General features: G+C 38.8%; 25 protein-coding genes. 12 read left to right on the top strand and 13 right to left on the bottom strand.

Annotation, left to right across the window (positions count from 1 at the left end; genetic code table 11):
- Positions 1–2: 2 nt before the first annotated feature.
- The 6 genes from lepB to rpoE all read right to left on the bottom strand — a co-directional run bounded on the left by lepB (position 3) and on the right by rpoE (position 5,643).
- On the bottom strand, positions 3–938 hold the full coding sequence (gene lepB, locus H5120_RS01610; protein WP_002958716.1) for a signal peptidase I: 936 nt from the start codon (positions 936–938) through the stop codon (positions 3–5).
- A gap of 16 nt (positions 939–954) precedes the next feature.
- Complete coding sequence (lepA, locus tag H5120_RS01605) at positions 955–2,742, bottom strand: translation elongation factor 4 (RefSeq protein WP_002958717.1); 1,788 nt, start codon at positions 2,740–2,742, stop codon at positions 955–957.
- A 275-nt stretch (positions 2,743–3,017) separates the two neighbouring features.
- Positions 3,018–3,467: a SoxR reducing system RseC family protein gene (locus tag H5120_RS01600; RefSeq protein WP_024594973.1), complete on the bottom strand. Its 450-nt coding sequence runs from the start codon at positions 3,465–3,467 to the stop codon at positions 3,018–3,020.
- Between the two features lie 20 nt (positions 3,468–3,487).
- Complete coding sequence (locus H5120_RS01595) at positions 3,488–4,438, bottom strand: MucB/RseB C-terminal domain-containing protein (RefSeq protein ID WP_002958719.1); 951 nt, start codon at positions 4,436–4,438, stop codon at positions 3,488–3,490.
- Between the two features lie 4 nt (positions 4,439–4,442).
- Positions 4,443–5,060, bottom strand: a complete 618-nt coding sequence (locus tag H5120_RS01590; RefSeq protein ID WP_182673367.1) for a sigma-E factor negative regulatory protein — start codon at positions 5,058–5,060, stop codon at positions 4,443–4,445.
- A gap of 1 nt (position 5,061) precedes the next feature.
- On the bottom strand, positions 5,062–5,643 hold the full coding sequence (gene rpoE, locus H5120_RS01585) for an RNA polymerase sigma factor RpoE (RefSeq protein ID WP_002958721.1): 582 nt from the start codon (positions 5,641–5,643) through the stop codon (positions 5,062–5,064).
- 245 nt (positions 5,644–5,888) lie between these two features.
- On the opposite strand from rpoE, the gene nadB reads away from it, so the two are divergent.
- On the top strand, positions 5,889–7,499 hold the full coding sequence (gene nadB, locus H5120_RS01580; RefSeq protein ID WP_182673366.1) for an L-aspartate oxidase: 1,611 nt from the start codon (positions 5,889–5,891) through the stop codon (positions 7,497–7,499).
- Here the strand turns inward: nadB and H5120_RS20175 are convergent.
- Both H5120_RS20175 and H5120_RS01575 read right to left on the bottom strand, forming a co-directional pair.
- Entirely contained in the window at positions 7,474–7,830 is a 357-nt protein-coding gene (locus H5120_RS20175; protein ID WP_223231626.1) for a hypothetical protein, read from the bottom strand. The genes nadB and H5120_RS20175 overlap by 26 nt on opposite strands.
- Before the next feature lie 55 nt (positions 7,831–7,885).
- The gene (locus H5120_RS01575; protein WP_002958724.1) at positions 7,886–8,137 is read right to left on the bottom strand and encodes a succinate dehydrogenase assembly factor 2; all 252 of its coding nucleotides are present in this window, start codon (positions 8,135–8,137) and stop codon (positions 7,886–7,888) included.
- Between the two features lie 164 nt (positions 8,138–8,301).
- Between H5120_RS01575 and H5120_RS01570 the strand changes: the two genes are divergently transcribed.
- Both H5120_RS01570 and H5120_RS01565 read left to right on the top strand, forming a co-directional pair.
- A complete protein-coding gene (locus H5120_RS01570) occupies positions 8,302–9,213 on the top strand; it encodes a folate-binding protein YgfZ (protein WP_182673365.1) in 912 nt (303 codons plus the stop codon).
- A 12-nt stretch (positions 9,214–9,225) separates the two neighbouring features.
- Positions 9,226–9,711, top strand: coding sequence for a peptidylprolyl isomerase (locus tag H5120_RS01565; protein WP_002958726.1), 486 nt, complete (start codon positions 9,226–9,228; stop codon positions 9,709–9,711).
- Between the two features lie 42 nt (positions 9,712–9,753).
- On the opposite strand, the gene H5120_RS01560 is transcribed toward H5120_RS01565, so the two are convergent.
- From H5120_RS01560 to H5120_RS01550, 3 genes are read right to left on the bottom strand one after another with little or no spacing between them, the layout of a single operon-like run.
- Entirely contained in the window at positions 9,754–10,236 is a 483-nt protein-coding gene (locus H5120_RS01560) for a hypothetical protein (RefSeq protein ID WP_002958727.1), read from the bottom strand.
- A gap of 25 nt (positions 10,237–10,261) precedes the next feature.
- A complete protein-coding gene (locus H5120_RS01555) occupies positions 10,262–11,074 on the bottom strand; it encodes a DUF481 domain-containing protein (RefSeq protein ID WP_002958728.1) in 813 nt (270 codons plus the stop codon).
- A gap of 42 nt (positions 11,075–11,116) precedes the next feature.
- Positions 11,117–11,437 (bottom strand): HI1450 family dsDNA-mimic protein, encoded by a 321-nt coding sequence (locus tag H5120_RS01550; RefSeq protein WP_002958729.1) that lies wholly within the window; start codon positions 11,435–11,437, stop codon positions 11,117–11,119.
- A 367-nt stretch (positions 11,438–11,804) separates the two neighbouring features.
- On the opposite strand from H5120_RS01550, the gene H5120_RS01545 reads away from it, so the two are divergent.
- The 7 genes from H5120_RS01545 (at position 11,805) to H5120_RS01515 (ending at position 19,629) form a co-directional block, all read left to right on the top strand.
- Positions 11,805–12,596, top strand: a complete 792-nt coding sequence (locus H5120_RS01545; protein WP_182673364.1) for a crotonase/enoyl-CoA hydratase family protein — start codon at positions 11,805–11,807, stop codon at positions 12,594–12,596.
- A 71-nt stretch (positions 12,597–12,667) separates the two neighbouring features.
- Positions 12,668–13,021 (top strand): CidA/LrgA family protein, encoded by a 354-nt coding sequence (locus tag H5120_RS01540; RefSeq protein ID WP_182673363.1) that lies wholly within the window; start codon positions 12,668–12,670, stop codon positions 13,019–13,021.
- The gene (locus H5120_RS01535) at positions 13,014–13,757 is read left to right on the top strand and encodes an LrgB family protein (protein ID WP_182673362.1); all 744 of its coding nucleotides are present in this window, start codon (positions 13,014–13,016) and stop codon (positions 13,755–13,757) included. The genes H5120_RS01540 and H5120_RS01535 overlap by 8 nt, the downstream gene beginning before the upstream one ends.
- 38 nt (positions 13,758–13,795) lie before the next feature.
- Entirely contained in the window at positions 13,796–14,632 is an 837-nt protein-coding gene (locus tag H5120_RS01530) for a mechanosensitive ion channel family protein (protein ID WP_002958733.1), read from the top strand.
- A 167-nt stretch (positions 14,633–14,799) separates the two neighbouring features.
- Positions 14,800–18,054 carry a winged helix-turn-helix domain-containing protein gene (locus H5120_RS01525; RefSeq protein ID WP_182673382.1) on the top strand — a complete coding sequence of 1,085 codons (3,255 nt, stop codon included), beginning with the start codon at positions 14,800–14,802 and terminating at the stop codon, positions 18,052–18,054.
- 20 nt (positions 18,055–18,074) lie between these two features.
- Positions 18,075–18,455 carry a DP-EP family protein gene (locus H5120_RS01520; RefSeq protein WP_182673361.1) on the top strand — a complete coding sequence of 127 codons (381 nt, stop codon included), beginning with the start codon at positions 18,075–18,077 and terminating at the stop codon, positions 18,453–18,455.
- A gap of 184 nt (positions 18,456–18,639) precedes the next feature.
- Positions 18,640–19,629 (top strand): sensor domain-containing diguanylate cyclase, encoded by a 990-nt coding sequence (locus H5120_RS01515; RefSeq protein ID WP_182673360.1) that lies wholly within the window; start codon positions 18,640–18,642, stop codon positions 19,627–19,629.
- An 80-nt stretch (positions 19,630–19,709) separates the two neighbouring features.
- Here the strand turns inward: H5120_RS01515 and H5120_RS01510 are convergent, their stop codons facing one another.
- On the bottom strand, positions 19,710–20,192 hold the full coding sequence (locus tag H5120_RS01510; protein WP_024596882.1) for a winged helix-turn-helix transcriptional regulator: 483 nt from the start codon (positions 20,190–20,192) through the stop codon (positions 19,710–19,712).
- A gap of 168 nt (positions 20,193–20,360) precedes the next feature.
- Here H5120_RS01510 and putA point away from each other — a divergent pair, with 168 nt between their 5' ends.
- A complete protein-coding gene (gene putA, locus H5120_RS01505) occupies positions 20,361–24,164 on the top strand; it encodes a bifunctional proline dehydrogenase/L-glutamate gamma-semialdehyde dehydrogenase PutA (RefSeq protein ID WP_182673359.1) in 3,804 nt (1,267 codons plus the stop codon).
- 118 nt (positions 24,165–24,282) lie between these two features.
- Complete coding sequence (locus tag H5120_RS01500; protein WP_182673358.1) at positions 24,283–25,476, top strand: HD-GYP domain-containing protein; 1,194 nt, start codon at positions 24,283–24,285, stop codon at positions 25,474–25,476.
- 53 nt (positions 25,477–25,529) lie between these two features.
- Here H5120_RS01500 and H5120_RS01495 read toward each other — a convergent pair whose 3' ends face one another.
- Positions 25,530–26,567, bottom strand: coding sequence for a general secretion pathway protein GspB (locus H5120_RS01495; RefSeq protein ID WP_182673357.1), 1,038 nt, complete (start codon positions 26,565–26,567; stop codon positions 25,530–25,532).
- Positions 26,568–26,569 lie beyond the last annotated feature (2 nt).

Below are 26,569 nucleotides of genomic sequence, written 5' to 3'. Positions count from 1 at the left end.
CGTTACTGAATATTACCTAGGCGCTCAAAGCGAACACCAGTTGGAACCCATCCTGGTAAAATATCATCAGGGCCATTCTCAAATTCAAAACTCATCCATATAAAGACAGCTTTACCCACCAAGTTTTCTTTTGGTACAAAGCCCCAAAAGCGACCATCTTGGCTGTTGTCGCGGTTATCACCCATCATAAAATAATGATCAGCAGGAACAGTCCATTCATCAGAAGGCGTGCCCGGTTGCTGGTAGTAACGCCCTTTTCTCTCAGGCGCTTGTGGGTTGATTAATATATCATGCGTAACTGTTGTTAAATTTTCATTTACACGAGCTAGAGGCATTGGGCCTTGTTTAAATTCGTTATCATTAATTAGTTTAAAATCAATTTTATTGAATTCATTACATAAAAGCTCACCCTGCTGGGTTTCGCCTTCTTTACAATTTGGCTGAATATATAAACGTTTATCGCGATAAACAATTTTATCGCCAGGTAAACCAATTGTACGTTTAATATAGTCAACATTTTCGTCTAAAGGGTATTTAAAAACAACAATATCACCACGCTCAGGCTGCCCAATATCAACTAATTGAGTACGCCAAACAGGGTCTTTTATTCCATATGAATACTTTTGTACTAAAATAAAATCACCTACTAATAATGTAGGCATCATTGAACCGGATGGAATTTGAAACGGTTCAAAGATAAATGATCTAAAAATAGTAATTGCTGCAATCATCGGGAAAATCGACTTTGCTGTTTCTGTTAGTACTGGTTCTGGTGCAATTAATGCCGCAGTTTCTTCATCTAACGGAGCTCCAGCAGACGTTTGCGCTATCGCTAAGCGCTCCTGCCTTTTTGGGGCGTACATTAGGTGATCTATTAACCATATTAAGCCTGAGCCTAAAGTTAATAACACCAATAAAACTGAAAAATAACCAGCCATTTATAATCCTTTGTTTTTATTTGCCAACTTTTAAAATAGCTAAAAACGCTTCTTGAGGCACTTCAACATTACCTACTTGCTTCATACGTTTTTTACCATCTTTTTGCTTTTTAAGTAGCTTTTTCTTACGGCTCACATCACCACCGTAACACTTAGCAATTACGTTTTTACGTAATTGTTTTACCGTGGTACGGGCAATAACATGTTGTCCGATAGCAGCTTGAATCGCTATATCAAACATTTGACGTGGGATAAGCTCTTTTAACGCATCAGCTAACTGGCGACCACGAGACTGTGCACCATCTCTGTGAACAATTATCGCAAGTGCGTCAACGCGCTCACCATTGATTAAAATATCAACACGCACCATATCTGATGTTTGAAAGTGTTTAAAGTTATAATCAAGCGACGCAAAACCACGGCTAGTAGATTTTAATTTATCAAAGAAATCCATCACCACTTCAGCCATAGGTAGCTCGTAAGTTACAGCTACTTGCTTTCCGTGATAAGTCATTTTTGTTTGGCTACCACGTTTTTCAATACACAAAGTAATAACGTTACCTAGGTATTCTTGTGGTACCAAAATATTAGCTTCAACAATCGGCTCACGAATCTCTACAATATCGTTTACTGCAGGCAAATCAGATGGATTATCAATCTGAAATGTACCTTCTTTAGTAACTATCTCATAGATTACCGTAGGTGCTGTTGTAATTAAATCAATATCGTATTCACGCTCTAAACGCTCTTGAATGATTTCCATGTGTAGCATACCTAAGAAGCCACAGCGGAAACCAAAGCCTAGTGCAGTTGAATTCTCTGGTTCAAAGAATAACGACGCATCGTTTAAGCTTAATTTATTAAGTGCATCACGGAACGATTCATACTCATCTGATGCAATTGGGAACATACCCGCATAAACCTGAGGCTTAATTTTTTGAAAGCCAGGTAAGCGAAGTGGAGCTGCATTTTTTTGATGAGTAATAGTGTCACCTACTGGCGCACCATGTATCTCTTTAATACCAGCAATAACAAACCCTACTTCACCTGTTCTTAAAATACCGGTGTTGGTTTGCTTAGGTGTAAACACACCTACTTGGTCGGCAGTATGTATATGCTCGTTCGACATTATTTTTATTTTGTCGCCAGTGCGTAATTCACCGTGCTTAATACGCACTAGTGATACAACGCCTTGGTATGGGTCAAACCAAGAATCGATAATAAGTGCTTGTAAAGGTGCATCTTTGTCGCCTACTGGCGGCGGTACATCTTTAACAATCATTTCAAGAACTTCGGCAATACCTACACCTGTTTTAGCGCTACACTGCACTGCATCAAGGGCATCAATACCAATAATCTCTTCAATTTCTTCTGCAACACGTAAAGGATCCGCTTGCGGTAAATCGATTTTATTAAGTACTGGAATTACTTCTAATTCCATTTCAATAGCGGTGTAACAGTTAGCTAGTGTTTGTGCTTCAACGCCTTGGCCTGCATCAACAACAAGCAACGCGCCTTCACAAGCAGCTAAAGATCGTGAAACTTCATACGTAAAATCAACGTGTCCTGGAGTATCAATGAAATTAAGTTGGTAGGTTTCGCCGTCGTTCGCTTTGTAATTCAACGTTACACTTTGCGCTTTAATGGTAATACCACGTTCGCGCTCAATATCCATTGAATCCAAAACTTGTTTTTGCATTTCACGGTCGGTTAAACCGCCACAAACTTGGATCAAACGATCTGAAAGGGTCGATTTACCATGGTCAATATGGGCGATGATCGAAAAATTACGGATATGCTTCATAAACTGGATTCTATACTTCTATTTTAATGGACTAAATATGAATACCTAAGTGACTTGAAAATACTTGCTTTAGGATGCCATAAGCTAAATTTGTATATAACAAACTGTACTTACGCTTTTTAAGATGGGTTATAACCATTTTATGTATTGAATAACAATAAGTTATATTTACTTAACTTAAATAATTCAGCCAGATAAAATAATTTAAAAAACCACGGTTCCCTGTATTTCCAAGTTACTTTGGTATAAAACGGCAATTTTACATTTAATTGGCGTCAATCACCATCTATTTGAGTTAAAGGGATACTAATTGGGTGAATTTTTATAACTTTTATATCGTGCTTTAGAGATTTCACGCGAGTTTTAGCTATAAAAAAGCCAGTAACGCCACCTAGAGCAGCAGCTAAAATCTGCCAGCCTTCGGAAGCTATAAACAATTGCGCCGCAACAAATGCAAAAACAAGACTCAAAAGGAGCGGTAGCATGTAAACCGCAAAAGCATGCTTAACAACATGACTATCATCTAGTGACAAAGTGACCTTTTGCCCTATTTCTACTGAGGATTCAAATTTATAAGGAAAGGTTTTTTTTGCAGTGCCAAATAATTTACTAAACACTTGTGAGCCGCAACGACCATTGCAGCCTTCACAAGCTTGTTTTTGCTGTGCTTCTAAATGAGCAATGTGGCCATCGAGGGCCACAACAGTGAGGGTTTGTTCAATCATAACAATCCTTACGGAATCGTCTATAGTGCGCGGGTAACTGACTCCGCAATCGCTTTTGCGGTCATACTCGGTACATTACCAACAACCGAAACATCAAAATTACCGCCATTATGCACATATACTGTCGTTGCACCAGAAGTGAGTGCTCCACTTAAACGCTTACCTGGTAATGGGCGCTGAATAAATACAGAAACCTCAACAAAACCATCAGAGAACAAGTAATAATCAGTTAACTCGTTATTTAAATCGAGCTTATGTCTGTCTGATTTTAGCAACTCAAAGCCATCTGGTAACCAGCTAATTTTCCAATTAGTGGCAGTACTATCTTCATTTATAAGTGCATCGTTTGGCAAAGGCGTTGGAAAGTTTCGATTGAGCACTTCAACTAGCATACCGGCTGGCTGCTCTGTCACACTAATATGTGTAAGCTGTAACTGCTCTAAGGCTTCACCTTCATGGTTAACATACGCGGCTTTTAGCAACAACGACGATTCCATATCCAGCCAAATCCAATAATTATATTTATACTCGTCTTTAGATTCAATGCGAACAAGTTGCGCTGCGCGCCCTGCAATACGCCCTTTACCGCCTAGTACAAAATCATAGTGCGCACTTAAGCGATCTATATCTTTAAAAAGTACTTCGGGGATTGGACCTGCTATTGAATCTGTTTTTAGAGAATATGGTTCAGACTGAGGTTCAAAATAAGTAACTTGATTATCGATACGGACCATTTCAAGCCCAGCACCGTTAAGTAAACTTAAATGCTCAAGCTCGGTGTCACCTTGTAAAGCATGCACCCATCGGTAGGGTTCCATTGTTTTACCTTTAACAACCACAAACGAGGCGTCAAAATTACGGGTGTGAACGGCATTAGCCATTTTGAGTAATAAATCTTTGGCAGGATTTGTGTCGTTGGCAAATGCATTAAAGCTTACTACCAACGACAGAACAAAAGTGATTACTTTCATTTAATTAGTTTTTTTCCTCAGACGCTTTGGTATTAGTTTGCGCTGTTTCTAAAGAATTCGCAACTCGTGCTTGGCGTTGATGCTCAAGAACTAACGCACCAATACGCTGTTGCTGTAGTTCACGTAAACCTTGCTCAGCATTTTCAAGCGCAGGCTCAGATGAGTAACTTACTGGCGAGGCCATACCTGCTAGCGGTGTGGTTTGCAGTAATGGAATTTCACTTTGCTGCTCATTGTTACTTTGAGGAAGCGTATTAACGCCCACAATAGCAAACATCGCTACACTTGCTGCAATAGCTAATTGAGCAACTGGTTTGCGCCAATTAAAAGCGACTACTTTATTATCTTGTACTGTTTCACTGATTGCTTGAGGCTGTGTTTTTGACTGACTAAAGTCAGCATAAACAGGCTCGCTTTCTAGTGCTAATGCAACGCGATCGCTAATATCAATATGTATGTCGTTATTATTTTTTTGAGCACGCATCGCATCACCAATTAACGCATAACGGCCAAACGTAGTTACATCTTGCTCTGCAATTTTTGCATCAGTTAGATGTTGCTCGCCATCAAGTAATGCCGATAACGCTTCGTTATCTAACTTGTTAAGGTGTGCTTTTGTCATACTAAGACTCGCCTATTAATGGGTTTAATTTGTTATCAATTGCTTCACGGGCACGAAATATACGCGAACGCACAGTCCCGACTGGGCAATCCATTACCACTGCTATTTCTTCATAGCTCATCCCTTCTATTTCTCTAAGGGTGATTGCGGTTTTAAGATCTTCAGGCAAACTATCAATCGTATTAAAAATAACAGCGCGTACTTCTTCGCTTAAAAGTAGGTTTTCAGGAGATGCATTCGATCGCATTGAATCTGCACAATCATAAAACTCGGCATCTTCAGCGTCTATATCATTTGCTGGCGGCTTGCGCCCCTGAGCTACTAAGTAATTTTTAGCACAATTAACGGCAATACGGTATAACCACGTGTAAAAGGCGCTGTCACCTCTAAAGTTAGGAAGTGCACGGTAAGCTTTAATAAAAGCTTCTTGTGCTACATCAGCAATATCGCCTTGGTTAGATACATAACGTGAGATCAAACCTGCAATTTTGTTTTGATACTTCTTTACTAATAGGTTGAAGGCGTTTTTATCTCCTTGCTGGACCCTTTTTACTAGCACTAAATCTAATTCCTGCTCGCTCATTCGAGCCGGTACTCCTATGTCTGATTTTTGCTTGTTATTCATATTGTCGTCATTGTTCACAAATACTCTGACCTCTTTATGAATAAAAAGTTCTGCTTAATATTATTTTTTTATAAAATAGATGATAATAACGGCGCTAAGCCTTTAAAATCACTACGTAGTAGTATGGCAAATATGATACAACTACAGATATTAAAAACAAATATTGCTCTATATGGGCATTGTAACCGCAAAGTACCTCTGACATGAACCAAAATAAACATCACATTGCAGATGTCGCTATTATAGGTAGCGGCGCAGCAGGCTTATCACTTGCATTATCTCTAGCTAATTATTGTAACGTTACCGTGATCAGTAAAGGAGCGCTTACTGAAGGTTCTACTTTGTATGCCCAAGGCGGTATAGCTGCTGTATTTGATAAACAAAACGACAGCATAGAATCTCATGTTGAAGATACACTCGATGCAGGCGGCGGTTTATGCGATAGAGACGCTGTTCATTATACCGCCAGCAATGCTCACGATTGCCTACAGTGGTTAATCGACCAAGGCGTACCCTTTGATATGGAGTTTGATAGCAAAGGAAAAGAGCGTTTTCATTTAACACGTGAAGGTGGTCACAGCCATCGCCGTATATTGCATGCAGCCGATGCAACAGGCAAAGCGGTGCAAACAACACTTATCAGCCAAGTTAAAATTCATAAAAATATAACGCTTTTAGAGCAGTACAACGCCATTGATTTAATCACAGATAAAAGCGCCGGAAAAACAGGCTCACACATTGAAGGCATGTATGTGTGGAACAAAAAAGCTAAAAAGGTAGAAACCATTTCAGCTAAATTTGTTGCTCTTGCAACCGGTGGTGCAAGTAAAGTGTATTTATATACATCTAATCCAGACGTATCAAGTGGTGATGGTATTGCAATGGCTTGGCGTGCAGGTTGTAAAGTTGCCAATATGGAATTTAATCAATTTCATCCAACAAGTCTTTATCATCCAGAGCTACAAAACTTTTTGATTACCGAAGCCATGCGCGGTGAAGGGGCTTATTTAAAGCGCCCTGATGGAACTCGGTTTATGAAAGACTTTGATAGCCGTGAAGAGCTTGCTCCACGCGATATAGTGGCACGCGCAATCGATTTTGAAATGAAGCGCTTAGGCGCTAACTGTGTTTATTTAGATATTAGCCACAAAGATAAAGACTTTATTATTGAGCACTTTCCTACTATTTACGCAAAATGCTTAAGTGTAGGCCTCGATATAACGAAAGAAGCAATCCCAGTTGTGCCTGCTGCGCATTATACCTGTGGTGGTGTAATGACTGACTTTAACGGCAAAACAGATCTCGATAACTTATATGCTGTAGGTGAAGTTGCTTACACAGGTTTACATGGTGCAAACCGTATGGCAAGTAATTCACTATTAGAGTGCATTGTATTTGCCCACGCTGCAGCTAAAGATATTTTAAGTAAAATTGAACATGCACCAGAGCCGATGGCGCTTCCTCATTGGGATGAGAGCCGTGTTAGTAACTCAGATGAAGAAATTGTTATTACCCATAACTGGCATGAACTACGTTTATTTATGTGGGATTATGTAGGTATTGTACGCTCTACTAAACGCTTAGAACGAGCACTTCATAGAGTTGAGTTGCTACAGCAAGAAATACACGATTACTATGCAAACTTTAGAGTAAGTAACAACTTACTTGAGCTTCGTAATTTAGTGCAAGTATCAGAGCTTATTATTAGAAGTGCTATGGAGCGAAAAGAAAGCAGAGGCTTGCATTACACTATTGATTACCCTGAACAAAGTGAAAATCCAATGCCGACTATTTTGACTCCAAAACGCAATTAATTGCGCCGACAGTGGCACGTTTTAGACGCGCATAACTTTGCTCATTAACGCCATTGGCTGAAATTATAAGCCAATGGTTGTTACTAAAACCTTTAATATGAAGCCATATATTATTACCATAAAATCGGCTTTTGTTACTTATTTCCCCCTGAATTTTTAAGCTCTCGCCCTCAAACCTAAATAACTTTGGTTCTAATATTATAATGCCCTCATGCGGGTGAATTGCTAATACCTTGCGCCACATTATCAAGCCAGCTAGTGCATTAATTATTAAACAAAAAAGCATAGCTAATAGTGAATCCAAAAATAAACATAATATAAAACTGAGCATGCAAAAAAAGACCACAATTGGTTTGTGGTCAGCTTTATTATTCGTAACCGTAAACCTATACACGAACTCGGTCTAAGATCAGCGAAACCATACCGTTTAACTGCTCGTCTTTACATTCTTCATGACCCATAAACCATGCAAATAAGTCAGGGTCTTCTTCTGTTAGCAAACGTTGAAAGATAGCCTGTTGCTCTGCGCTCAAAGAGTCGTATGCTTCTTCTACAAACGGCATAAACAAAACATCTAGCTCTAACATGCCACGACGACAAGCCCAACGAATACGTGCTTTACTATGAATTTCAACCATTTTAAACCTCATACTTAATTGACTCGAGTTTAACAAACACAAGCCTGTTTAGCAGCTATTAATCTCTCATTAAATAATAAACCCGCACCAATAAGCGCTTGTCTGTACCATACGTAACAACTGCGTTATTATGTCACTTCATTTATATTGCAAAGAAGGTTTTTATGTCGAGCGTTTATGCATGTCCGTTATCTCATCAACTTATTAGCCTCCGCGGTGCTGATAAATTATCTTATCTGCACGGACAAATCACTCAAGATCTAAATAAATTAACCAGCAGTAATTATTTGTGGGCTGGCCATTGCAGCGCCAAAGGTAAACTTTGGGGTGTATTTAAATTATTTTCTTACCAAGATAGTTACTACCTTGCAGGTAGCCAAGCTGAAGTTGAAAAATCATTAGCTGAACTTAAAAAATACGCTGTATTTGCAAAAGTTGATATTACTGAATGCTCAAAACGTTTAATTGGTTTAATTGGTGATGATTTATCTGATGTACTGGCACAACTTGATATTAGCTTTGAAGGCGATGCAAGCGCGTGTGATTTTACTAATGGCAAAGCGCTAAAATTAGCTGATAACCGTGTTTTAATAATGGTTGATAACCAATTTAGCATGCCTGATAACGTATCCACACTTGATAACGAAGCCCCTTGGCAACAAGCAGCGATGCTTGCCGGTGAGCCTCAGCTAAGTGCAGATGCAATTGGCGAGTACGTTCCTCAAATGGTAAACCTACATGCTATTGGCGGTATAAGTTTCAAAAAAGGGTGTTATACAGGTCAAGAAACCGTAGCCCGTATGAAGTACCTTGGTAAAAATAAACGTGCAATGTATATCGTTTCAGGGCAAAGCGAAGGGATTCTTTCAGAGCCTGATTTAGAAACCCAATTAGGCGAAAATTGGCGCCGTGCAGGTAAACTTATTGCACAAAGCTTTGATGAGCAAACAAATAAATTAACAGGCCTCGTTGTGTTGCCAAACGATACTGATGTAACTCAGGTACTTCGTGCAAAACACACACCTCAGGTGGAGCTAAGCATTCTGCCTCTACCCTACTCTCTTGAAGATGAATAAATAGGAATGACTATGATCGTTGCGGCAAACAAAGTGGTAAAAATGCATTATTCAGTAATGGATAATGATGGCAATAGCATTGATAACTCGTTCGGTGGTGAGCCACTACACTTTATCATTGGCACAGGCTATTTAATTTCAGGCCTAGAAAATGCTTTGCTGGGCAAGCAACCAGGCGACACGCTTAGCGTAAAGGTTGAACCTGAAGAAGGTTACGGCGAGCGCCACGAAAACCTAATGCAAGCAGTACCTAAATCAATGTTTGAAGGTATGGAAATTGAAGTTGGCATGCAATTTCGTGCATCAACAGATGATGGTGACCAATCAGTAATGATCATCGATATCCAAGATGAAGAAGTGATTGTAGATGGTAATAACCCACTTGCAGGTATAACACTTAACTTTGATGTAGAAATACTAGAAGTACGTGATGCTACAGAAGATGAATTAACTCACGGCCACGTACATGGCGAAGGTGGGTGTGGCCACGACCACTAATGCACTGCTAAACAAATAAAAAAAGCGCCTTAGGCGCTTTTTTTATATCATATTGTTACGCTTAACCGTTTCAGCTTTTGGCTTACTAGGCAGCGCGATTGATACGTTTTTTTCTTTTAAAGCAGCTAGTAAACCTTTTTGATCGTTTGTACCAACTCTATACAAGGTGCCATCTTTGAGCGTTAACTGTATTGCACTAAAGCCAGATACTGTATATACCCAACCATCATGAGTAATTCGCATACCAATACCGTGCCTGTAAGAGTTTTGAACTGCTTTTGCTTCTGCTACTTCGCTAAGCTCAATACTTTGCCCAGCAACGCCTGGACCAAACGCCCAGCTAATATTTTTATCATCTACTTTTACTGTTAGGCCATGGAACAAAAAGCCCACCAGCACTAAAATCCCAGTAAATATTATTAAAGGTCCATCAGCGCCTAACAAGTTCCACGCAAGCGCCACAAAACCGCCAATCCACGCTAATACAAAAAAGATAAACACCGCATACTGTTTATGCTGATACATAATATTCTCTAAATTAAATAAATACTTAAAAGCTGTATACCAATGTAGCACTCAGCTCTGAGTCAAACTTGAGTTTATCATCTTCGGGTTTTGAATTATAACGATACATGTAGGTAAATTTGAGTGATACCGCGCCAATCACTTGGCTTATCAGTGCTGTTTCCGATTTTAAGCGAGAATTAAGACCTGAAAGCGACTGCTCTATACTCACATCTTGATTAAAACGAGTACGCTTAGAGACCAAACGTTCCCACTGCATTGCAACACGTACTAAATAACCGGTTTTATCAATTTCATCTTCGCTCACATCCGAATCTTCATCGGCGACTGAACGGTATAAACCAGGTCCTATATCAATATCTACTTTGTTTTTAGAGCCTTGATATACACGCGCACCATAGCCTGTCGCCACCGTGCTTTTAAAATCAAGTCCACTAAACTCATCTTCTTCGTAATCACCGTAAATAAAAAATGAGGAGTTTTTAACACCTACTTTATAGTTACCTTGCGCTGATACAAAAATACGATTAGCTGTAACATCAGTGCCACCGCTTTCATCGTTCTCATCACGCTTATAAAGAGAGTCTATTTTAAATTGGTTACGCCACTTTTCAAAATCTTGGTATAAATTACCTTTGAGCTTAAAACTGGTCGAATTGGTGTTACCTTTACTTAGAATAAAACCAAATTCAGTATCACCGTAAAGCATATCACCTTTGTGTAACTCATGAATTTCTTCATCAGAGAGCTTGCCATATTCATGAAAATCTTCAAATGGATCAACAGCCCAACTTGGGCAGCTAATTATTAAAAAAATTAAAAATAAATACTTACACACAACACTCTCTCTGCACACAATTATAAAAATAAGCGGTATTGCTTATTCACTCTCTTTCCATAAAATATGACAAAACGGAGCATCTTTATCACGACTAATCAAAATTTTAGCAAACAAAACATCATCATTTTCAAATTCTAAACCAACTAGCACCTGAATAAAGTGCTCTGGCTCTATCTCAAGGGCAACAAAATCTTGCCACTGATCGTCTGGCTCGTCTTCTTCGATAAAGCCTAGGTCTTCTCTAAACTCATTAAAGTCTTCAACATCTTTATCACTCAAGTTATTTGGCGCTAGCTCTAAAAAAATATCATAAGCTTGGTGAGTAGCTTCTTCTACCGTATATAAACGTGGACCCGACATATGTGCTTAACCTTAAGCTTTTAAGTTGCGCTATATTATCAAATCTCATCATCATTTTGATAAAAAAAAGCGTAAAACACAGACTTTTTTGTAACTGAGTCATGCTTTATTCAGCATACAACTCAAACAATAAATAATAATTTAACTAACCCATTGAATATCAAGATTACTTTTTTAATTTAAGCTTAAAATAACAACGTAAAAAATTTTATTATCTCAAGTGCTAATTGTTTAGCTTTTTCTCATCTAAATCTAACCCTTTAAGACTACAGCTTTAGCAATAAATTCCATTTATTTAAAAAATACCGTCACTTTACTTAATTCTTATAACAACATAAGCTCAACTAACAGGTCAGAGGAGTGTGTAATGATAAAACTAGAAAAACAAAATGGCATTGCAACCGTCACGCTTAGCAGAGCAAAAAAACAAAACGCATTAAGCTTTGAAATGTTTGTAGAGCTAAACAAAGCCATTAAAAACATAAAAAGAGATCGCAGTATTCGTGCTGTAGTAATAAAAGGCGATGGCGAGCATTTTTGTGCAGGCCTTGATATATCAGCCGTAATGGCGGCACCATTGAATATTATAAAATTATTGCTTAAATGGTTACCTGGCAATCAAAACTTAGCGCAAAAAGTAGTATTAGGCTGGCAGTCACTGAGCGTGCCTGTTATTGCACAAATTGATGGCAACTGTTTAGGGGGTGGTTTACAAATAGCGCTGGGTGCCGATTACAGGATTGTTCATATTGATGCCAAGCTTGCCATTATGGAAGCGCGTTGGGGGTTGTGCCCCGATATGGGCGCAAATGTAATGATGAGCGGTTTAGTTAAGCGTGACCAAGCCCTTTGGCTTGCAAGCCACGCAAACCCAATCACAGCACAACAAGCAAATGAGCTAGGTTTAGTTACTCAGCTTACCGATGATACTCAACAAGCCACGCAAAACATGCTCAATACATTACTTGAGCGCTCACCCGATACGCTTGCTGCTATTAAACGTGTTACACAACTTAGCTATAAACCAAACCAACGAAAAATACTCGCTAAAGAAACCTTCAGCCAAATTCGCTTATTGCTAAACCCAAACACTAAAAAAGCAATTGCTAAAGCAAAAGGAAAAGTGGATATAACCTACGCAAATACAAAGCACTGGTAGACTATTGCACAATGCATAAAAGAGTTTGATTTGTTAAAGTTAAGCTCTTATCTTTTCTGTGAGCCACTTTGATGAAATATCTGCTCAGTAGCGCTATTATTTTACTATGTTTAGCCTGCGCTAAACTCATTATGCACTTTATTGGTGGAAGCTTTCCTGCGCCGTTACTCGCTATGGTTATTTTATTAGTTTTACTCTTATCGGGTATTGTAAAAGAGCAACATGTAAAACCATGCGCCTCCCCTATTTTAAATATTATGCCTATATTTTTCATTCCTGCTGGCGTGGGATTTATTGAGCATCTCGGTCTTATAAAATCGCACTGGGCATTTTTAGCATCAGTTGTGGTGCTTGTCCCTATAACTACCTTATTGCTTGTTAGCAGTGTAATTTCGTACTTTAAGGGAAGAGAAAATAATGACTAATTTTACTTTTTACGCTATTTCAGAGCTACAGCCCAATTTATGGTGGCTAAGTATTCCTTTTATTATTGTATTATTTTTAGCACTAAGGGCCGTAAACCAAAGTATAAAAAACAGCGTATTTAAATCGCTCACCAACCCCGTATTTTTAAGTATTAGTATTATTGCTTTATTACTCGTTAATCTAAACTTGCCTTATACGCAATTTGCCACGCACAGCAAATTACTAAGCTGGTTATTAGAGCCCGCAATTGTGGCTCTAGCGCTTCCTTTATATCAGCAGTTTACACACGTACAAAAAAATCTATTACTCATAGTCGCAACATGTAGCTTAGGCATTGTTACTGCAACCGTTGTGGCATTTTTGCTAAGCATATTATTTAACGCACCTGCACAGCTAAGTGCATCAGTTGCCGCACTCAGTGTGACGACCCCAATATCTTTAATTGTTACTGACTCGTTAGGAGGGATTAGCTCACTTGCTGCGGCTTTAGTTATTTTTATTGGTTTACTAGGCGCTTTATTTGGTTTTATGCTTTTTAAACTCATTAATATTTTTAATCACGAATCTCAAGGCGTTGCCATGGGCACAGCTTGCCATGCAATTGGGACCGCTGCTGCTATTGCTGAGCATCCAAAAGTAGGCGCTTACTCATCAGTTGCAATGGCACTAAGTGCTTTATTAACAGCGATTATAGTGCCGCTGTTATATCCATTTTTAGTCAACATTTTGCTATAGTTGGAAAAATACAACATAGCCCTAACTTAGAGCGCTTTATGATCAGTTCTGAAATCGAACAGTTTGAAAAATATTACACCATGCTTACTGAGTATATGGTTACCTACAGTATGCAAATTGTTGGCGCTATTTTTATCGTCCTCATTGGTTTGTGGATAGCACAAAAGCTTGCCAAATTTGTAGCCGCGTTAATGACCCGTCATAACGTTGATATTACGCTCACAAACTTTGTCAGTAGCGTGGTAAAAGTACTGCTAATTGTAATGGTTATAATTATTGCACTTGGCAAAATAGGTATCAGCGTTACGCCATTTGTAGCAGCCATTGGTGCTGCATCTTTAGGTGCTGGTTTAGCGCTGCAAGGAATGCTTTCTAATTATGGTGCAGGCCTTGCCATTATAGCCACTCGACCTTTTGTTGTTGGTGATACTATTGAAGTTAAAAATGTAAGCGGCCAAGTTAAAACAATTGAGCTTGGCTACACTATTTTAATCAATGAAGAAAAAGTAGAAATCACCATTCCAAATAAGCACATAGTGGGTGAAATACTTCATAACTCATTTAGTTACTCATTGGTCAAAGGTGAAATAGACATAGCCTATAGTGCTTGCTCTGATAACGCGATTAGCCTCATTGAAGACGTACTTAAAGCACATGAATTAGTCGCACAAAATCCGTTATCACAAGTGGGTATTGAACGCTTCGCCGATAGCGGTGTTACAATAAGCTACCGATACTGGGTGCCTACTACTAAAATTATCGAAACCAAACTGGCTATTAACGGTGGTGTTTATAAAGCAATTAATAACGCTGATATTGAAATTCCATTCCCTCAACGCGTCATTACAATTAACAAAGCCGACCTAGAAAGCTAATTTATTTTTATTTTGAGCTTGCATATCTGCAAGCTCATCCTTTACTCCCCCCTCTGCTCAGAATAAACTCAAATAGTTGTGTTATAGATTTATTTGCCATATAAATAGTGTTAATAAATATCAATACGCACTTAATTTTAATAATAAAAAAACAATAATGAGTAATGATGATGCGCAACCCCTTCTACCTAGGCGATTGGCAAGTAACACCTTCAACTAACTCAATTCAACTCACTGGTAAAGCCAAACAGTTAGAGCCCAAAGCGATGGAAGTTTTATTGCATTTGTGTCAACAAAATGGCGACATTGTAAGCAGCGATGAATTGCTCAATAAATGCTGGAAAAACAATGATATTGGCGATAATCCATTACATAAAACTATCACTCAGCTAAGAAAAGCGCTCGGTGATAAAGCCAATGAACCAAATTATATTGAAACTATCCGTAAACGTGGCTACCGCATTATTGCAAAATTATCTTTTCCGTTAGCAGATCCTATCCCAAGCACTAAAAGTACATGGCAGGGAGGATCCCCTTTCTTAGGCCTGCGTGCATATAACCCAAATGATACCCACGTTTTTTTTGGCCGTACCCAATCTATAGCTACCCTGCTGGAAAGGATATCTAGCCAGGTAAATTACGGTCGTGCTTTTTGCTTAATACTTGGCCCTAGTGGTACAGGTAAATCCTCGCTTGTTAATGCTGGAATTTTACCAAAACTGCTAGATGAGCGAGGCTATAATAGCATCGGGGTTATTTCCTACACCCAGATCGACTTTGCAGATGTGCATAAAAATAGACTTTTTCTAGACTTAGCTTCTGCATTACTTGATTGGGATATAAACGCCCAGCCTGTGTTTGAAGGATTAAGCGCGCAAACACTTGCAGAGCAACTAGAATTGGCAATAGATGGCGTAATTAACGCCATACAAGCTGCACTTAGTAAAGCCTCTACACAACTTAAAACACCACAGTTATTTTTATTTATTGACCGCTTAGAAGTACTGCTTTCTTCTCCTATATTTAGTAGCGAAACACGCAGCCATTTTTTATCGGTTATTGAACGCTTAGCAATCTCTAAAGCTGTGATTGTATTTAGTGCGTGTCGTAACGACTTTTACCCTTTAGTTGTTGAACAACCAAGTCTAATGGCAGGCAAAGCTCATGGCGCCCACTACGATTTAACACCGCCAAACCGCCAAGAACTCCAACAAATTATTCGCCTGCCAGCGCTAACCGCTAATTTAACGTTCTCAAATGACCCACAAACCCAAACACCACTGGATGAAATATTGTGCGCCGATACAGCCAATAACCCCGATGCATTACCCATGCTGCAATACACATTGCAAGAGCTGTACTTACAGCGCAGTGATAATAACGAGCTACTGCACAGTGTTTACACAAAACTCGGGGGTATTGAGGGCGCCATAGGCAAAAAAGCTGAAGATATATTTATTGACCTTAGTAATGAGCAACAGCAGCAACTAAAAAGCGTATTATCACAACTGATCACTTTAAACCCAGATGGTAAAACCATTACGAGCCGCGCTGCCCGCTGGCAAATATTAACGAACACAAGCCAAAAAGAGCTTGTGCAAGCCATGGTCGATAGCCGTTTATTTGTATCGCATTTACAAAACCAAGAAGCCTGTTTTAGCCTTGCTCACGAGGCATTATTACGTCAATGGCCGCGCGCAAAACAATGGATTAATGACCATAAAGATGCCTTAGCAATAAAAAGTCGTTTACAACACCAAGCGCAAAATTGGATAGATGAAGGTAAAAATAGTGCTTACCTCCTAGCGCCAGGTAAACCGCTACAAGAAGCGCAGCTATTACTAAACGACAAACTGTTTAAATTAGATGATAACGAGCATGCTCTTATCAAAAGCTCTGTAAAAAAAACAAAAACAAAAATAAGAGTAAAACGGGTGACCGTTGCTTTATTGTGCTTACTTACATTTACCGCGTTATTAATGAGCTTTACTAGTTTTAAGGCCCAACAACATGCGCAAAAAAAACAGCTTGAGGCCGAAAGCTTACTAGGGTTTATGGTGGGTGACTTTGCCGATAAATTACGTAGCGTTGAACGCATGGACTTACTTGATGGTATTAGTAATAAAGCACTTGAGTATTTTACTGATCAAACTGACGATTCAAGTTCACTTTTTAGCTTTAGCGATAATAAAGCACAATTTAACAACCGTTTTCAGTACGCACAAACCCTCGAAGCAATGGGTGAAGTAGCTTATTCGCGAGGTAAAACCGATGAAGCCTTTACCGCCTTTGAAAACGCCCGCACCCGCCTTGAGGCATTATTAAAAATACAGCCTAACAACTTAGAGCTACTAACGCTTGCAGGCGCCAATGCCTTTTGGCTTGGTCAATTAGCTTATGATCAAAATGATCATCAAGCTACTGAGCAAATGTTTAAAAAATACCACGCTTACAGTAAAAAAATGTATGCGCTGGCAGCCAATGATTTTAACTCCATTATGGAATTATCGTATTCGTCTAATTCTTTAGGTTCTTTATACATTGAAAAATCCAACTACAGCGCTGCAAAAAAGAACTTTGCAGAGTCACTTTTACTTAAAAATAAAGCGCTTGAACTGAAACCCAATAACAAAGATTTACTTCGAGATAAATCCGATACGATTAGTTGGCTTGCAAAAACAGAAGAGAAGCTAAGTAACTTTAATGAAGCAGTTAATATATTGGAAGATGCAGTTGAGGTAATCACAAAATTGATTGCTAACTACCCTCGTGATGCAAGCCTTTTTTACACGTCAGCAAACCTATATATGCAACAAAGTTATTTACTGAGCTATTTGAGTGATAAACGGATGGCTCATAAAAAAGCCAGCTTGGCTAATCAAGTTATCAATGAAGCTTTAGTACAAGATCCAAAAAACAATAAATTTCAGCTTATGTATTATCGCTCTTTAGCACATTCACTAATGCTATCTACTGATGAAGCTACTGACTCAACAATTGAAAAAATAATTAATTTTTTAAAATCTCAAAATTTTAAAAATACCAGCACTATTAATACACAAATTACACTGATTCAATATTTTATAAATAGACAATCACCACTCAAAGCGCAGGAGTTATTAACTGAGCTTGAGAATAATGAAAACTACAAACATCAATTAGCCAACCTAACTAAAACTGGTGATTACTTAGTATATACAAGAATAAACTTAATCAAAGCAAACTTAGCTACAACTAATAAACAGCGAGAGCAATTTTGCTTAAGTGCTATCAAAGCAATTTCTAAAGCTGCAAAAATAAGTCAGAGCGTAAAAATAACATACCCACTAGTACAAGCTTATACCTGTTTAAACAGAGAAGACGAGATATCAGAAATAAAAACAAGCCTAGTTAAATTAGGCATTACGAACTTCCAACTATAATTACTCATAAAGGAAATGATATGAATAACACCCTAGAAAATGTCGACTTTCAAGTAAATATTAAACTTAACAACGGTGAAGCTATTTTTAGCTATACAAAAAATGGCGAATCCGCTACTGGCGGTGGTGTTGTAAGAACTGAAACCGCTGGCAACTACAATTTAGACGACGCCACAATTCAAAATGGTTTCGTATTTACTGGCGCTACTATCACCGATATCGACACACAAAAACCATGCGCCCAAGACTTCAGCTATAAAGTAAGTGACAACGGCCACACAATTATCATTACCGACACAGATGAAAATAATGGCTCTGTATGCTTAATCTTTAACGTTGAGTGTAATGGCAATAAATATGAAAGCGCTGATCCCCAAGTTAAGAATGAAAAAGAACTCTAATTAGTAATGCTTATTTTTAAATTGCACAGCCATATTAATTGCGATGCAATTTATTTAAAAATGCCCCTTAAATAAACATAAATAACAACAACTTAAATCAGAAGGTTACCGAAAGGTTTAAAAACGATAAATTGAATAAACTGCTAGACATAAAGTTTCATTAACAATAAAAATGAGCAACACCATGTCTAACAATAATGAAAATAGCAGAGCAAACAACACCGACAGCGCTGTATCTGCATTAATCAGCAGCATTTCTAATACCGTTAACAATGAAAAAATAAGCGCAATTATTAATGTCACTAATGTCATGGCCGATGCTATTTTTATTGTTAATGCAGATGGGGTGTTTGAATCAGTAAATCCCGTAGCAGCACGTTTTTTCAATGTAACGTCTGATTCATTAATAGGTAAAAAATGGCAAGATTGTTTACAAGAACAGTATCGCGATGACTATAAATACATGTTTGAAAGTTGGAAAAACAACTATCAAACACCACTCAACCATGGTCCGAAAGAAGTTAAAATAAGAAAAAACAATGGTAACTGTTTAGATGTTGAGTTATCTATATCATGTTTACCCGAATCGGTAGTCGCAAGTACCCCACTTTTTATTTGTATAATGCATGATATTTCAAAGCACGTTAAAAAGTATAAAGTACTGGAAAACGTAGCCAGACTTGATCATCTCACTGGTATTGCTAATCGTTGTACTTTAGAAAAAACCATCATTAAAAATTGGCAAGAGTGCATAGTTAATAAGCAGCCTCTTAGCTTTATACTTATCGATATTGATTACTTTAAATTATTTAACGATAACTTTGGCCATGTAAAAGGTGATAAGTGCCTTCAAAAAGTCGCTCGTACAATTGAAGAGTGCTTACCATCTAAAGACAGTTTAGTAGCACGCTATGGTGGTGAGGAGTTTGCTGTTGTGCTGCCTCGTTCGCACATTTCAAATGCACAAATGATTGCTAAGCGTATTCAAGAAAAAATACTCAACATTAATTTTAGAGATCTCGGTTTACCAGCGAATGTAAAAATAAGTGTAAGTCAGGGTTTAGCGTGTGAATACGATAATCAATACAGAACATCTGAGGCATTAATATGCGCGGCGGATACGGCCTTATACAGAGCGAAGTCGGAAGGTCGTAATAAATTATGTATAAGGTGATGTACTAACTATTTGGCATGGCATTTATCTACTAAAATAAAAAAACCGCAATTGCGGTTTTTTTATTACTTGAGAAAAGTTTAAATATCGATTAACAATCCTTCATCCTTTTTAATCTTTTCGATCACCATATAAGTATGATGAGTACCCACGCCGGGAATATCTACTAAGTCGCCAAGAACTTGTCTATATTCTTCCATATTAGAAACGCGAATTTTTAATAAGTAATCATAACCACCAGCAACCATGTCACATTCGACTACTTGTTCTATCCTTAATATGTGCTCTCTAAATACTTTAAATACAGCTGTATTTGAAGCAACAAGCGATACTTGAACATGCGCTACTAAGCTCTGATTAAGTTTAGCTTCGCTAAGCTTGGCATAATAGCCTTCAATATACCCTTCTTGCTCTAATCGTTTAACACGATCTAGGCACGGGCTGGCACTCAAATTAACCTGTTTTGCGAGGTTAACATTAGAAATTCTGCCGTTCTTTTGAAGAACGTCTAGTATGGCTAAATCAATACGATCTAGCATGCGTAATCTATTTGGAATTGTCATAACAGAATTTTATGCGGATAAGTTAAATTTATACCCTGTAAATTATCGTAAATCGCGAAATTTAACCAGCATATTCTGCTGAATTTTAATTAGAATGCACTCACAATATCACTGGTAATTTATTGGTAATTAATTTTACTTTAATTCTTAACATCCTGAGGGTTGCTTATGTTATTCAACGGCGATTTAACTACTACTTGTCCTATCAGACAAAGAATCCGTGACTTCTACCGCATAGATGAAAATGCAGTTATTGATCATATTTTACCGCTTGCAGAAGTAGGCGTAAAAGCACGAAGTCGTGCCTGGGAAAGAGCCCGCCAGATTGTTTTGAACATTCGTAAAGAGCAAGATGGGCAAGGCGGTGTTGATGCGCTTTTAAATGAATTTTCACTCTCTAGTGAAGAAGGCGTTGTATTAATGTGTTTGGCCGAAGCACTGCTTCGCGTACCAGACAAAGCAACTCAAGATGTACTTATTCGTGACAAGTTAGCCAAAGGTGATTGGAGCTCTCATTTAGGAAGCAGCGATTCTTTATTTGTAAACGCATCTTCTTGGGGATTATTAGTTACCGGTAAAATGGTTAACTACACAGACAAAACTAAAGAACAACAGTTCGGCATGCTTAAAAAGACCATTGGTCGTTTAGGTGAGCCAGTTATTCGTAAGTCTGTAAACTTTGCTATGAAAATTATGGGCAAGCAATTCGTAATGGGTCGTACCATTGACGAAGCAATTGAACGTGCTGCCGAAACAGAGCAAAAAGGCTATGTGTATTCTTACGATATGCTAGGCGAAGGCGCGCGCACAATGAAAGATGCGAAGCGTTACTTTGACAGCTACATGAATGCTATACACTCAATTGGTAAAGCGGCTAATGGTCGTGGTCCAATTAAGAGCCCGGGTATTTCAGTTAAGCTTTCTGCTATTCATCCACGCTATGAGTTCACTCATAAAGACCGTGTGATGGAAGAAATAGTACCAAAGTTAAAAGAACTTGCGCTTGCCGCTAAAAAATACGATATCGGCTTTACCGTTGATGCAGAAGAAGCAGACCGTTTAGATATTTCATTAGATGTAATTGAAGCGGTATTCAGTGATGAAGATCTTGGTGATTGGCAAGGATTTGGCTTAGCAGTTCAAGCGTATCAAAAACGCGCTATTTTTGTAATTGAATGGCTAACTGATCTTGCAACCCGCGTTGGTCGCAAGATGATGGTACGTCTAGTTAAAGGCGCATACTGGGATACTGAAATCAAAACCACACAGCAAGATGGTTTAGATCATTACCCTGTATTTACCCGTAAAGCAACAACAGACGTTTCTTACAAAGCGTGTGCTATTAAAATGCTTGAAGCGCGCGATGTGCTTTATCCGCAATTTGCTACACATAACGCTTACACTGCCGCAACTATTCTAGAAGTAGCAAAAGGCGACAACACTGGTTTTGAATTTCAACGTTTGCACGGTATGGGTGAGTCATTATTCGACCAAATCGTTAACGAAGAAAAAATTCAATGCCGCGTATATGCCCCAGTTGGTCAACATGAAGACCTCCTTGCGTACCTTGTTCGTCGTTTATTAGAAAATGGTGCTAACTCATCATTTGTGAACGCAATTGTTGATACAACAAAACCTGTTGAATCATTACTTCCAGACCCTGTAGAAACATTGCAAGGCTTGCGTAATAAGTACAATACGCAAATCAAAATGCCAATTGATTTATACGGTGAAGAACGTGCTAACTCAAAAGGCATGGATTTAACCGACATTAATGTTATCACTCCTTTCAAAGAGAATCTTGAAACATGGTTTAACGAGCACTTAATTGAGCAAAGCCAAGTACCTGAAGGCTCATTAGCTGTTAAAAACCCAGCAAATCACAAAGAAATCATTGGCCACGTTAAATTGCAAACTGGCGAAGAGATGAAAGTATTACTGGCTAACGCTGAAGCTGCACTTGAATCATGGTCACAAACACCAGTAAGAGAACGTGCTAACTTACTGCGTCGCGTTGCTGACATATTAGAGCGTCATCACGACGAACTTGTTGCTATCTGTATTAAAGAAGCAGGTAAAGTAGCGCAAGATGGTATTGATGAAGTACGTGAAGCGGTTGATTTTTGCCGTTACTACGCGGCGCGCGCTGAGGAGCTATCGCAAGATGAGCGTTTTGAAGCCCGTGGCGTTATTTTATGTATTAGCCCGTGGAACTTCCCGCTTGCAATATTCTTAGGCCAAGTTGCCGCTGCGATTGTTACAGGTAACACTGTAATTGCAAAGCCTGCTGAGCAAACAAGTTTAATAGCCCTTCGTGCTATTGAACTAATGCTGTCTGTTGGTTTACCTGAGCATGTTGTTCAACCGGTTATTGCTCGTGGTTCTGAAGTAGGCAAAACAATTGTTCCTGATGAGCGCATTCAAGCGGTTATGTTTACAGGCTCTACTGAAACAGGCACATTAATTTCTCAAACACTTGCTGCACGTAACGATATTCAAGTACCGTTAATTGCAGAAACAGGTGGCCAAAACTGTATGATTGTCGACTCAACGGCGCTTCCTGAGCAAGTAGTTGACGATGTGATCAGTTCTGGTTTTCAAAGTGCTGGGCAACGTTGTTCAGCTCTTCGTGTGTTATTCATTCAAGATGACGTAGCAGATGGCATTATCGAAATGCTTAAAGGTGCCCTAGCTGAGCTACACATTGGCGACCCATCGTTACTATCAACTGATGTTGGTCCGGTAATTGATGAAAAAGCACTTAAAAACTTAAACGAGCACGTTGAGTACTTAAAAGGTAATTCTATACTTCATTACGAGTGTAAAATTCCGGATAACACGCAAAATGGCGCATACTTTTTTGCACCTCGTTTATACGAAATCAAAGATTTATCAGTACTTAAGCGTGAAGTATTTGGCCCATGTGTTCATATTGTTCGCTTTAAATCGAGCGAACTTGATGATGTGATGGATCAAATTAACAACACAGGTTATGGCTTAACAATGGGTGTACATTCACGTATTGAAGAGCGCTGTGAGTACCTTGCTAAAATGTCACGTGCGGGTAATGTTTACATTAACCGAAACATGATTGGTGCTATTGTTGGTGTGCAACCATTTGGTGGCCGTGGTTTATCAGGTACTGGCCCTAAAGCCGGTGGCCCTAACTACCTTCAACGTTTAGTAAAAGAAAAGGCATCACCAGATAACGTGCAAATGACAAACCTGACGCCAGATGAGCTTGATTTACACCACTACAGCGGTGCAGATGAGCAAGTTAAAAAGCTAATGGCTAACTCAATGCGCGATGAAAAAATCTGGCGTGCAACACCACTAAACGACCGAGTTTCGGCTGTACGTCAGTTGCTTGCTAAAATCGCGACGGTAGAAATTATCGACGATTTAGCAGACGATTTAGCATTAACATTATCAGAAGCTCGTGCACAGCTTAACCGCCTTGAAAAGCACATGCGTAAATTTACTACCCTGCCAGGGCCAACGGGTGAGTCTAATACACTTCATCTAGAAGCGCGTGGTTGTGTAGTGTGTTATGCAGATAAGAGCACATCATTTAACTTCTGGGCATTGTCTATCATTACCGCTATTGCCGCAGGTAATACGGTAATTACTGTAGCGTCTGAGCTGTTTTACGATGAAGCTGTTGCCTTTAAAGATAAATTTATCTCTACAGGTGTTGCTGAAGGTGTTTTCCAAGTAGCTAAACCTAATCAGTTACAAGCTATCTTAGCTCACCCTCATTTAGCTGGTGCGGTAGTTGCCGCTCGCTCGTCTCGTTTAGGCTACTTCAGCCAACAGCTTGCACAGCGTAAAGGCGCAATTTTACCGGTAATTAGCTCTGAGTATTATGATACATTAATCAAGCGCTTAATTACTGAAAAAACAATTAGTATTGATACAACAGCATCAGGCGGTAATACCTCGCTAATGACGCTTGTTGAAGATGATGAATAATTAAGCTAATAGTTTTTCACTAAAAAATAAAAAAAGGCACTGTAAAGTGCCTTTTTTATTTGGTCGTTACGTATAAGTTTGTTAGTTTAAAAGTAGATTAACAACTGAAGCCGTGAAATTGAAAACCATTCCTATTACTAAGTTAGTCCCAGGTATGTTTGTGCAAAGCGTTACCAAACAAACTGGCAGCATTAAAATTAAAAACCAAGGCTGGGTTAAAACTCAAGCTGGTATTAATAACCTGATAAAAGCAGGTATTTTAGAAGTAGAAATCGACCCAGATAAAACCCTCATTGATTCAGTCCCTGAAAAAGATCCTATCGCTACACCTACAACAAAAATAAAGCGTGATCCTTGGCAAAAAATAAACAGCGCTGAGCAAGAAATGGGAAAAGCAAAAAAGCTTTATGACGAAGCAAAAACACTGCAAATAAAAGCATTTAAAGATATAAAAGCTGGCCGTGATATAGATATAACCCCGTTTAGAGAACTGGCAAGTGGCTTTATGGATTCTGTTTTTAGAAATCAAGATGCCCTAGCCTGCCTTACCCAAATGCGCCAAAAAGATGCCTACCTACTTGAGCACTCAATTAATGTATCAATATTAATGGGTATTTTTGCAAAACACTTAAATATAGAGAAAGACACTATTGTTGAGCTGACTACCGGCGCACTATTACACGACATTGGTAAAATAAAAATCCCTGATGAAGTGCTAAACAAACCTGGCCGCTTTACAGACGACGAATTTAAAATAATGAAAATGCATTCGCTTTTCAGTAAAGAGATATTAGAAGACTCTGGCTTAACAGGAATCGCGGTAGATATTGCAGGTATGCACCACGAAAGACTCGATGGTAAAGGCTACCCGTTTGGTAAAAAAGGTGACGAGATAAGTCAGTATGTGCGTATGGCGTCAATTGTAGATGTTTATGATGCACTTACCGCAGAACGTGTTTATAAAGCAGGCATGGAGCCAATAAAGGCGTTTAAAATATTAAAAGACGGGTGCCCTGATAGCTTTGATCCTGTGCTGCTTAATAAATTTATTCAATGTATTGGCATCCATCCGGTAGGAACGCTTGTAAGGTTATCGAGTCAAAGAGTGGGTTTGGTCACCGAGAGTAATCCGGGGGCACCACTAAAACCTGTCGTTAAAACATTTTACAGCGCTAAGCATAGCCGCTACACCGAAGTAAAAGATATTGATTTATCTAATAAAAAAACTGTAGACACTCTTGAGTCAGCGATTAAACCTAAAGAATATAACATTGATTTAGAACGCTTTTATAAAAATTCAATATTATCCTAAGCACTATTGAGAGCTCAATATTCTACCGAGCTCTCAACGTGATAACTAAGCGCTTACTGCGGCCAGTCTTGCAAAGCTTTTAAGCTAAACTCATAACCATCAAAATCTAGCACACTTTGCTCAGGTGTAATTTCTGTGACTGTTAGAGCTCCTATGCTTTCTCCTTCGTGTAATTCTCGGCCATTTAGCTTGATCCAACGTTTATCAGCACTCGATGAATATATATGCGCTTGATATTTAATACTTGGTAACATTGATTGCAAACCATCAGGTAATAACTCAACAGGCTCAACACGTGATGACGTTTTTGACGCTTGAGTAACTTCATAATCTTGGTTTTTTTCGACATCTTGTATAGCTTGCGCAAATGCATTTTTAAGAGTTGTAGGCACAGCATCAAGCTCAGGGTCACTCGTCTGTTGAGATTGGGTGCTGCCATTAATTGGCTTACCCAATACTTTATATTTACTCATATCAAGTTGAGCCGATGCGGTATTTTGATTTTGCCCAAATACCGAAGTGTTTTGTGCATTATTTGGATTGTAATTACTTTGTGGGTTAAACGCTGGCTGATTATAATTTTGAACAGGCATTACTTGTTGCATGTTTTGCTGATTATAACCTGCTGCGCTCGTGACCTGGCTCGACGGCATAGGAATATACTGACCATTTGGGGTTAATAACATTTGCTGTACACCATTGGGGGTTTGCACATGCACAAGTTGCCCTTCAATCGTTGCAGTATTTGTTGGAGCTACTTTAGCAGGCTCCAACTTAGCTACTTGCTGTTTTTCAGCTTCAGCATCTTCCTCTTTAACGTCTTTGTTAGGCGATGATTTTTCGCTTTCCACCACCTTAATTACAGCGGGTTCCGCTGCGTTTAATAAAGTCGTACTTTGAAACCACTTTCCGGCGGTAAAGCCACCCGCTACCGCAATAAAGGCAGCTAAGCTTGTACCAAATACTAATGCTAATCGTCTATAACGCTTAAGTGCTTGCTGTTGCTTTAACTGCTCAGATTGTAAGTCGTACTGTTCAGCACTCATATCTGATTGCTGCGACTGCTTTAGCGCATCTAATAAATAAGACATAA

The sequence above is a fragment of the Pseudoalteromonas sp. SR43-2 genome (genome assembly GCF_014163885.1).
Classification (GTDB): domain Bacteria; phylum Pseudomonadota; class Gammaproteobacteria; order Enterobacterales; family Alteromonadaceae; genus Pseudoalteromonas; species Pseudoalteromonas distincta.
Note: the sequence above shows the minus strand (reverse complement) of the source record. Positions and strands in the feature narration are given on the sequence as shown.

Excerpts from the sequence above, each read along its gene's own strand:
- H5120_RS20175 (WP_223231626.1), bottom strand. The coding sequence starts at position 7,830 with ATGCTCAGTTTTATATTATGTTTATTTTTGGATTCACTATTAGCTATG.
- H5120_RS01530 (WP_002958733.1), top strand. The coding sequence starts at position 13,796 with ATGATCAGTTCTGAAATCGAACAGTTTGAAAAATATTACACCATGCTT.
- rpoE (WP_002958721.1), bottom strand. The coding sequence starts at position 5,643 with ATGAGCGAGCAGGAATTAGATTTAGTGCTAGTAAAAAGGGTCCAGCAA.
- lepA (WP_002958717.1), bottom strand. The coding sequence starts at position 2,742 with ATGAAGCATATCCGTAATTTTTCGATCATCGCCCATATTGACCATGGT.
- H5120_RS01545 (WP_182673364.1), top strand. The coding sequence starts at position 11,805 with ATGATAAAACTAGAAAAACAAAATGGCATTGCAACCGTCACGCTTAGC.
- H5120_RS01510 (WP_024596882.1), bottom strand. The coding sequence starts at position 20,192 with ATGACAATTCCAAATAGATTACGCATGCTAGATCGTATTGATTTAGCC.
- nadB (WP_182673366.1), top strand. The coding sequence starts at position 5,889 with ATGAACCAAAATAAACATCACATTGCAGATGTCGCTATTATAGGTAGC.
- H5120_RS01525 (WP_182673382.1), top strand. The coding sequence starts at position 14,800 with ATGATGCGCAACCCCTTCTACCTAGGCGATTGGCAAGTAACACCTTCA.
- H5120_RS01595 (WP_002958719.1), bottom strand. The coding sequence starts at position 4,438 with ATGAAAGTAATCACTTTTGTTCTGTCGTTGGTAGTAAGCTTTAATGCA.
- H5120_RS01520 (WP_182673361.1), top strand. The coding sequence starts at position 18,075 with ATGAATAACACCCTAGAAAATGTCGACTTTCAAGTAAATATTAAACTT.
- H5120_RS01565 (WP_002958726.1), top strand. The coding sequence starts at position 9,226 with ATGATCGTTGCGGCAAACAAAGTGGTAAAAATGCATTATTCAGTAATG.
- H5120_RS01560 (WP_002958727.1), bottom strand. The coding sequence starts at position 10,236 with ATGTATCAGCATAAACAGTATGCGGTGTTTATCTTTTTTGTATTAGCG.
- lepB (WP_002958716.1), bottom strand. The coding sequence starts at position 938 with ATGGCTGGTTATTTTTCAGTTTTATTGGTGTTATTAACTTTAGGCTCA.
- H5120_RS01575 (WP_002958724.1), bottom strand. The coding sequence starts at position 8,137 with ATGGTTGAAATTCATAGTAAAGCACGTATTCGTTGGGCTTGTCGTCGT.
- H5120_RS01515 (WP_182673360.1), top strand. The coding sequence starts at position 18,640 with ATGTCTAACAATAATGAAAATAGCAGAGCAAACAACACCGACAGCGCT.
- H5120_RS01590 (WP_182673367.1), bottom strand. The coding sequence starts at position 5,060 with ATGACAAAAGCACACCTTAACAAGTTAGATAACGAAGCGTTATCGGCA.
- putA (WP_182673359.1), top strand. The coding sequence starts at position 20,361 with ATGTTATTCAACGGCGATTTAACTACTACTTGTCCTATCAGACAAAGA.
- H5120_RS01550 (WP_002958729.1), bottom strand. The coding sequence starts at position 11,437 with ATGTCGGGTCCACGTTTATATACGGTAGAAGAAGCTACTCACCAAGCT.
- H5120_RS01570 (WP_182673365.1), top strand. The coding sequence starts at position 8,302 with ATGTCGAGCGTTTATGCATGTCCGTTATCTCATCAACTTATTAGCCTC.
- H5120_RS01540 (WP_182673363.1), top strand. The coding sequence starts at position 12,668 with ATGAAATATCTGCTCAGTAGCGCTATTATTTTACTATGTTTAGCCTGC.
- H5120_RS01535 (WP_182673362.1), top strand. The coding sequence starts at position 13,014 with ATGACTAATTTTACTTTTTACGCTATTTCAGAGCTACAGCCCAATTTA.
- H5120_RS01495 (WP_182673357.1), bottom strand. The coding sequence starts at position 26,567 with ATGTCTTATTTATTAGATGCGCTAAAGCAGTCGCAGCAATCAGATATG.
- H5120_RS01600 (WP_024594973.1), bottom strand. The coding sequence starts at position 3,467 with ATGATTGAACAAACCCTCACTGTTGTGGCCCTCGATGGCCACATTGCT.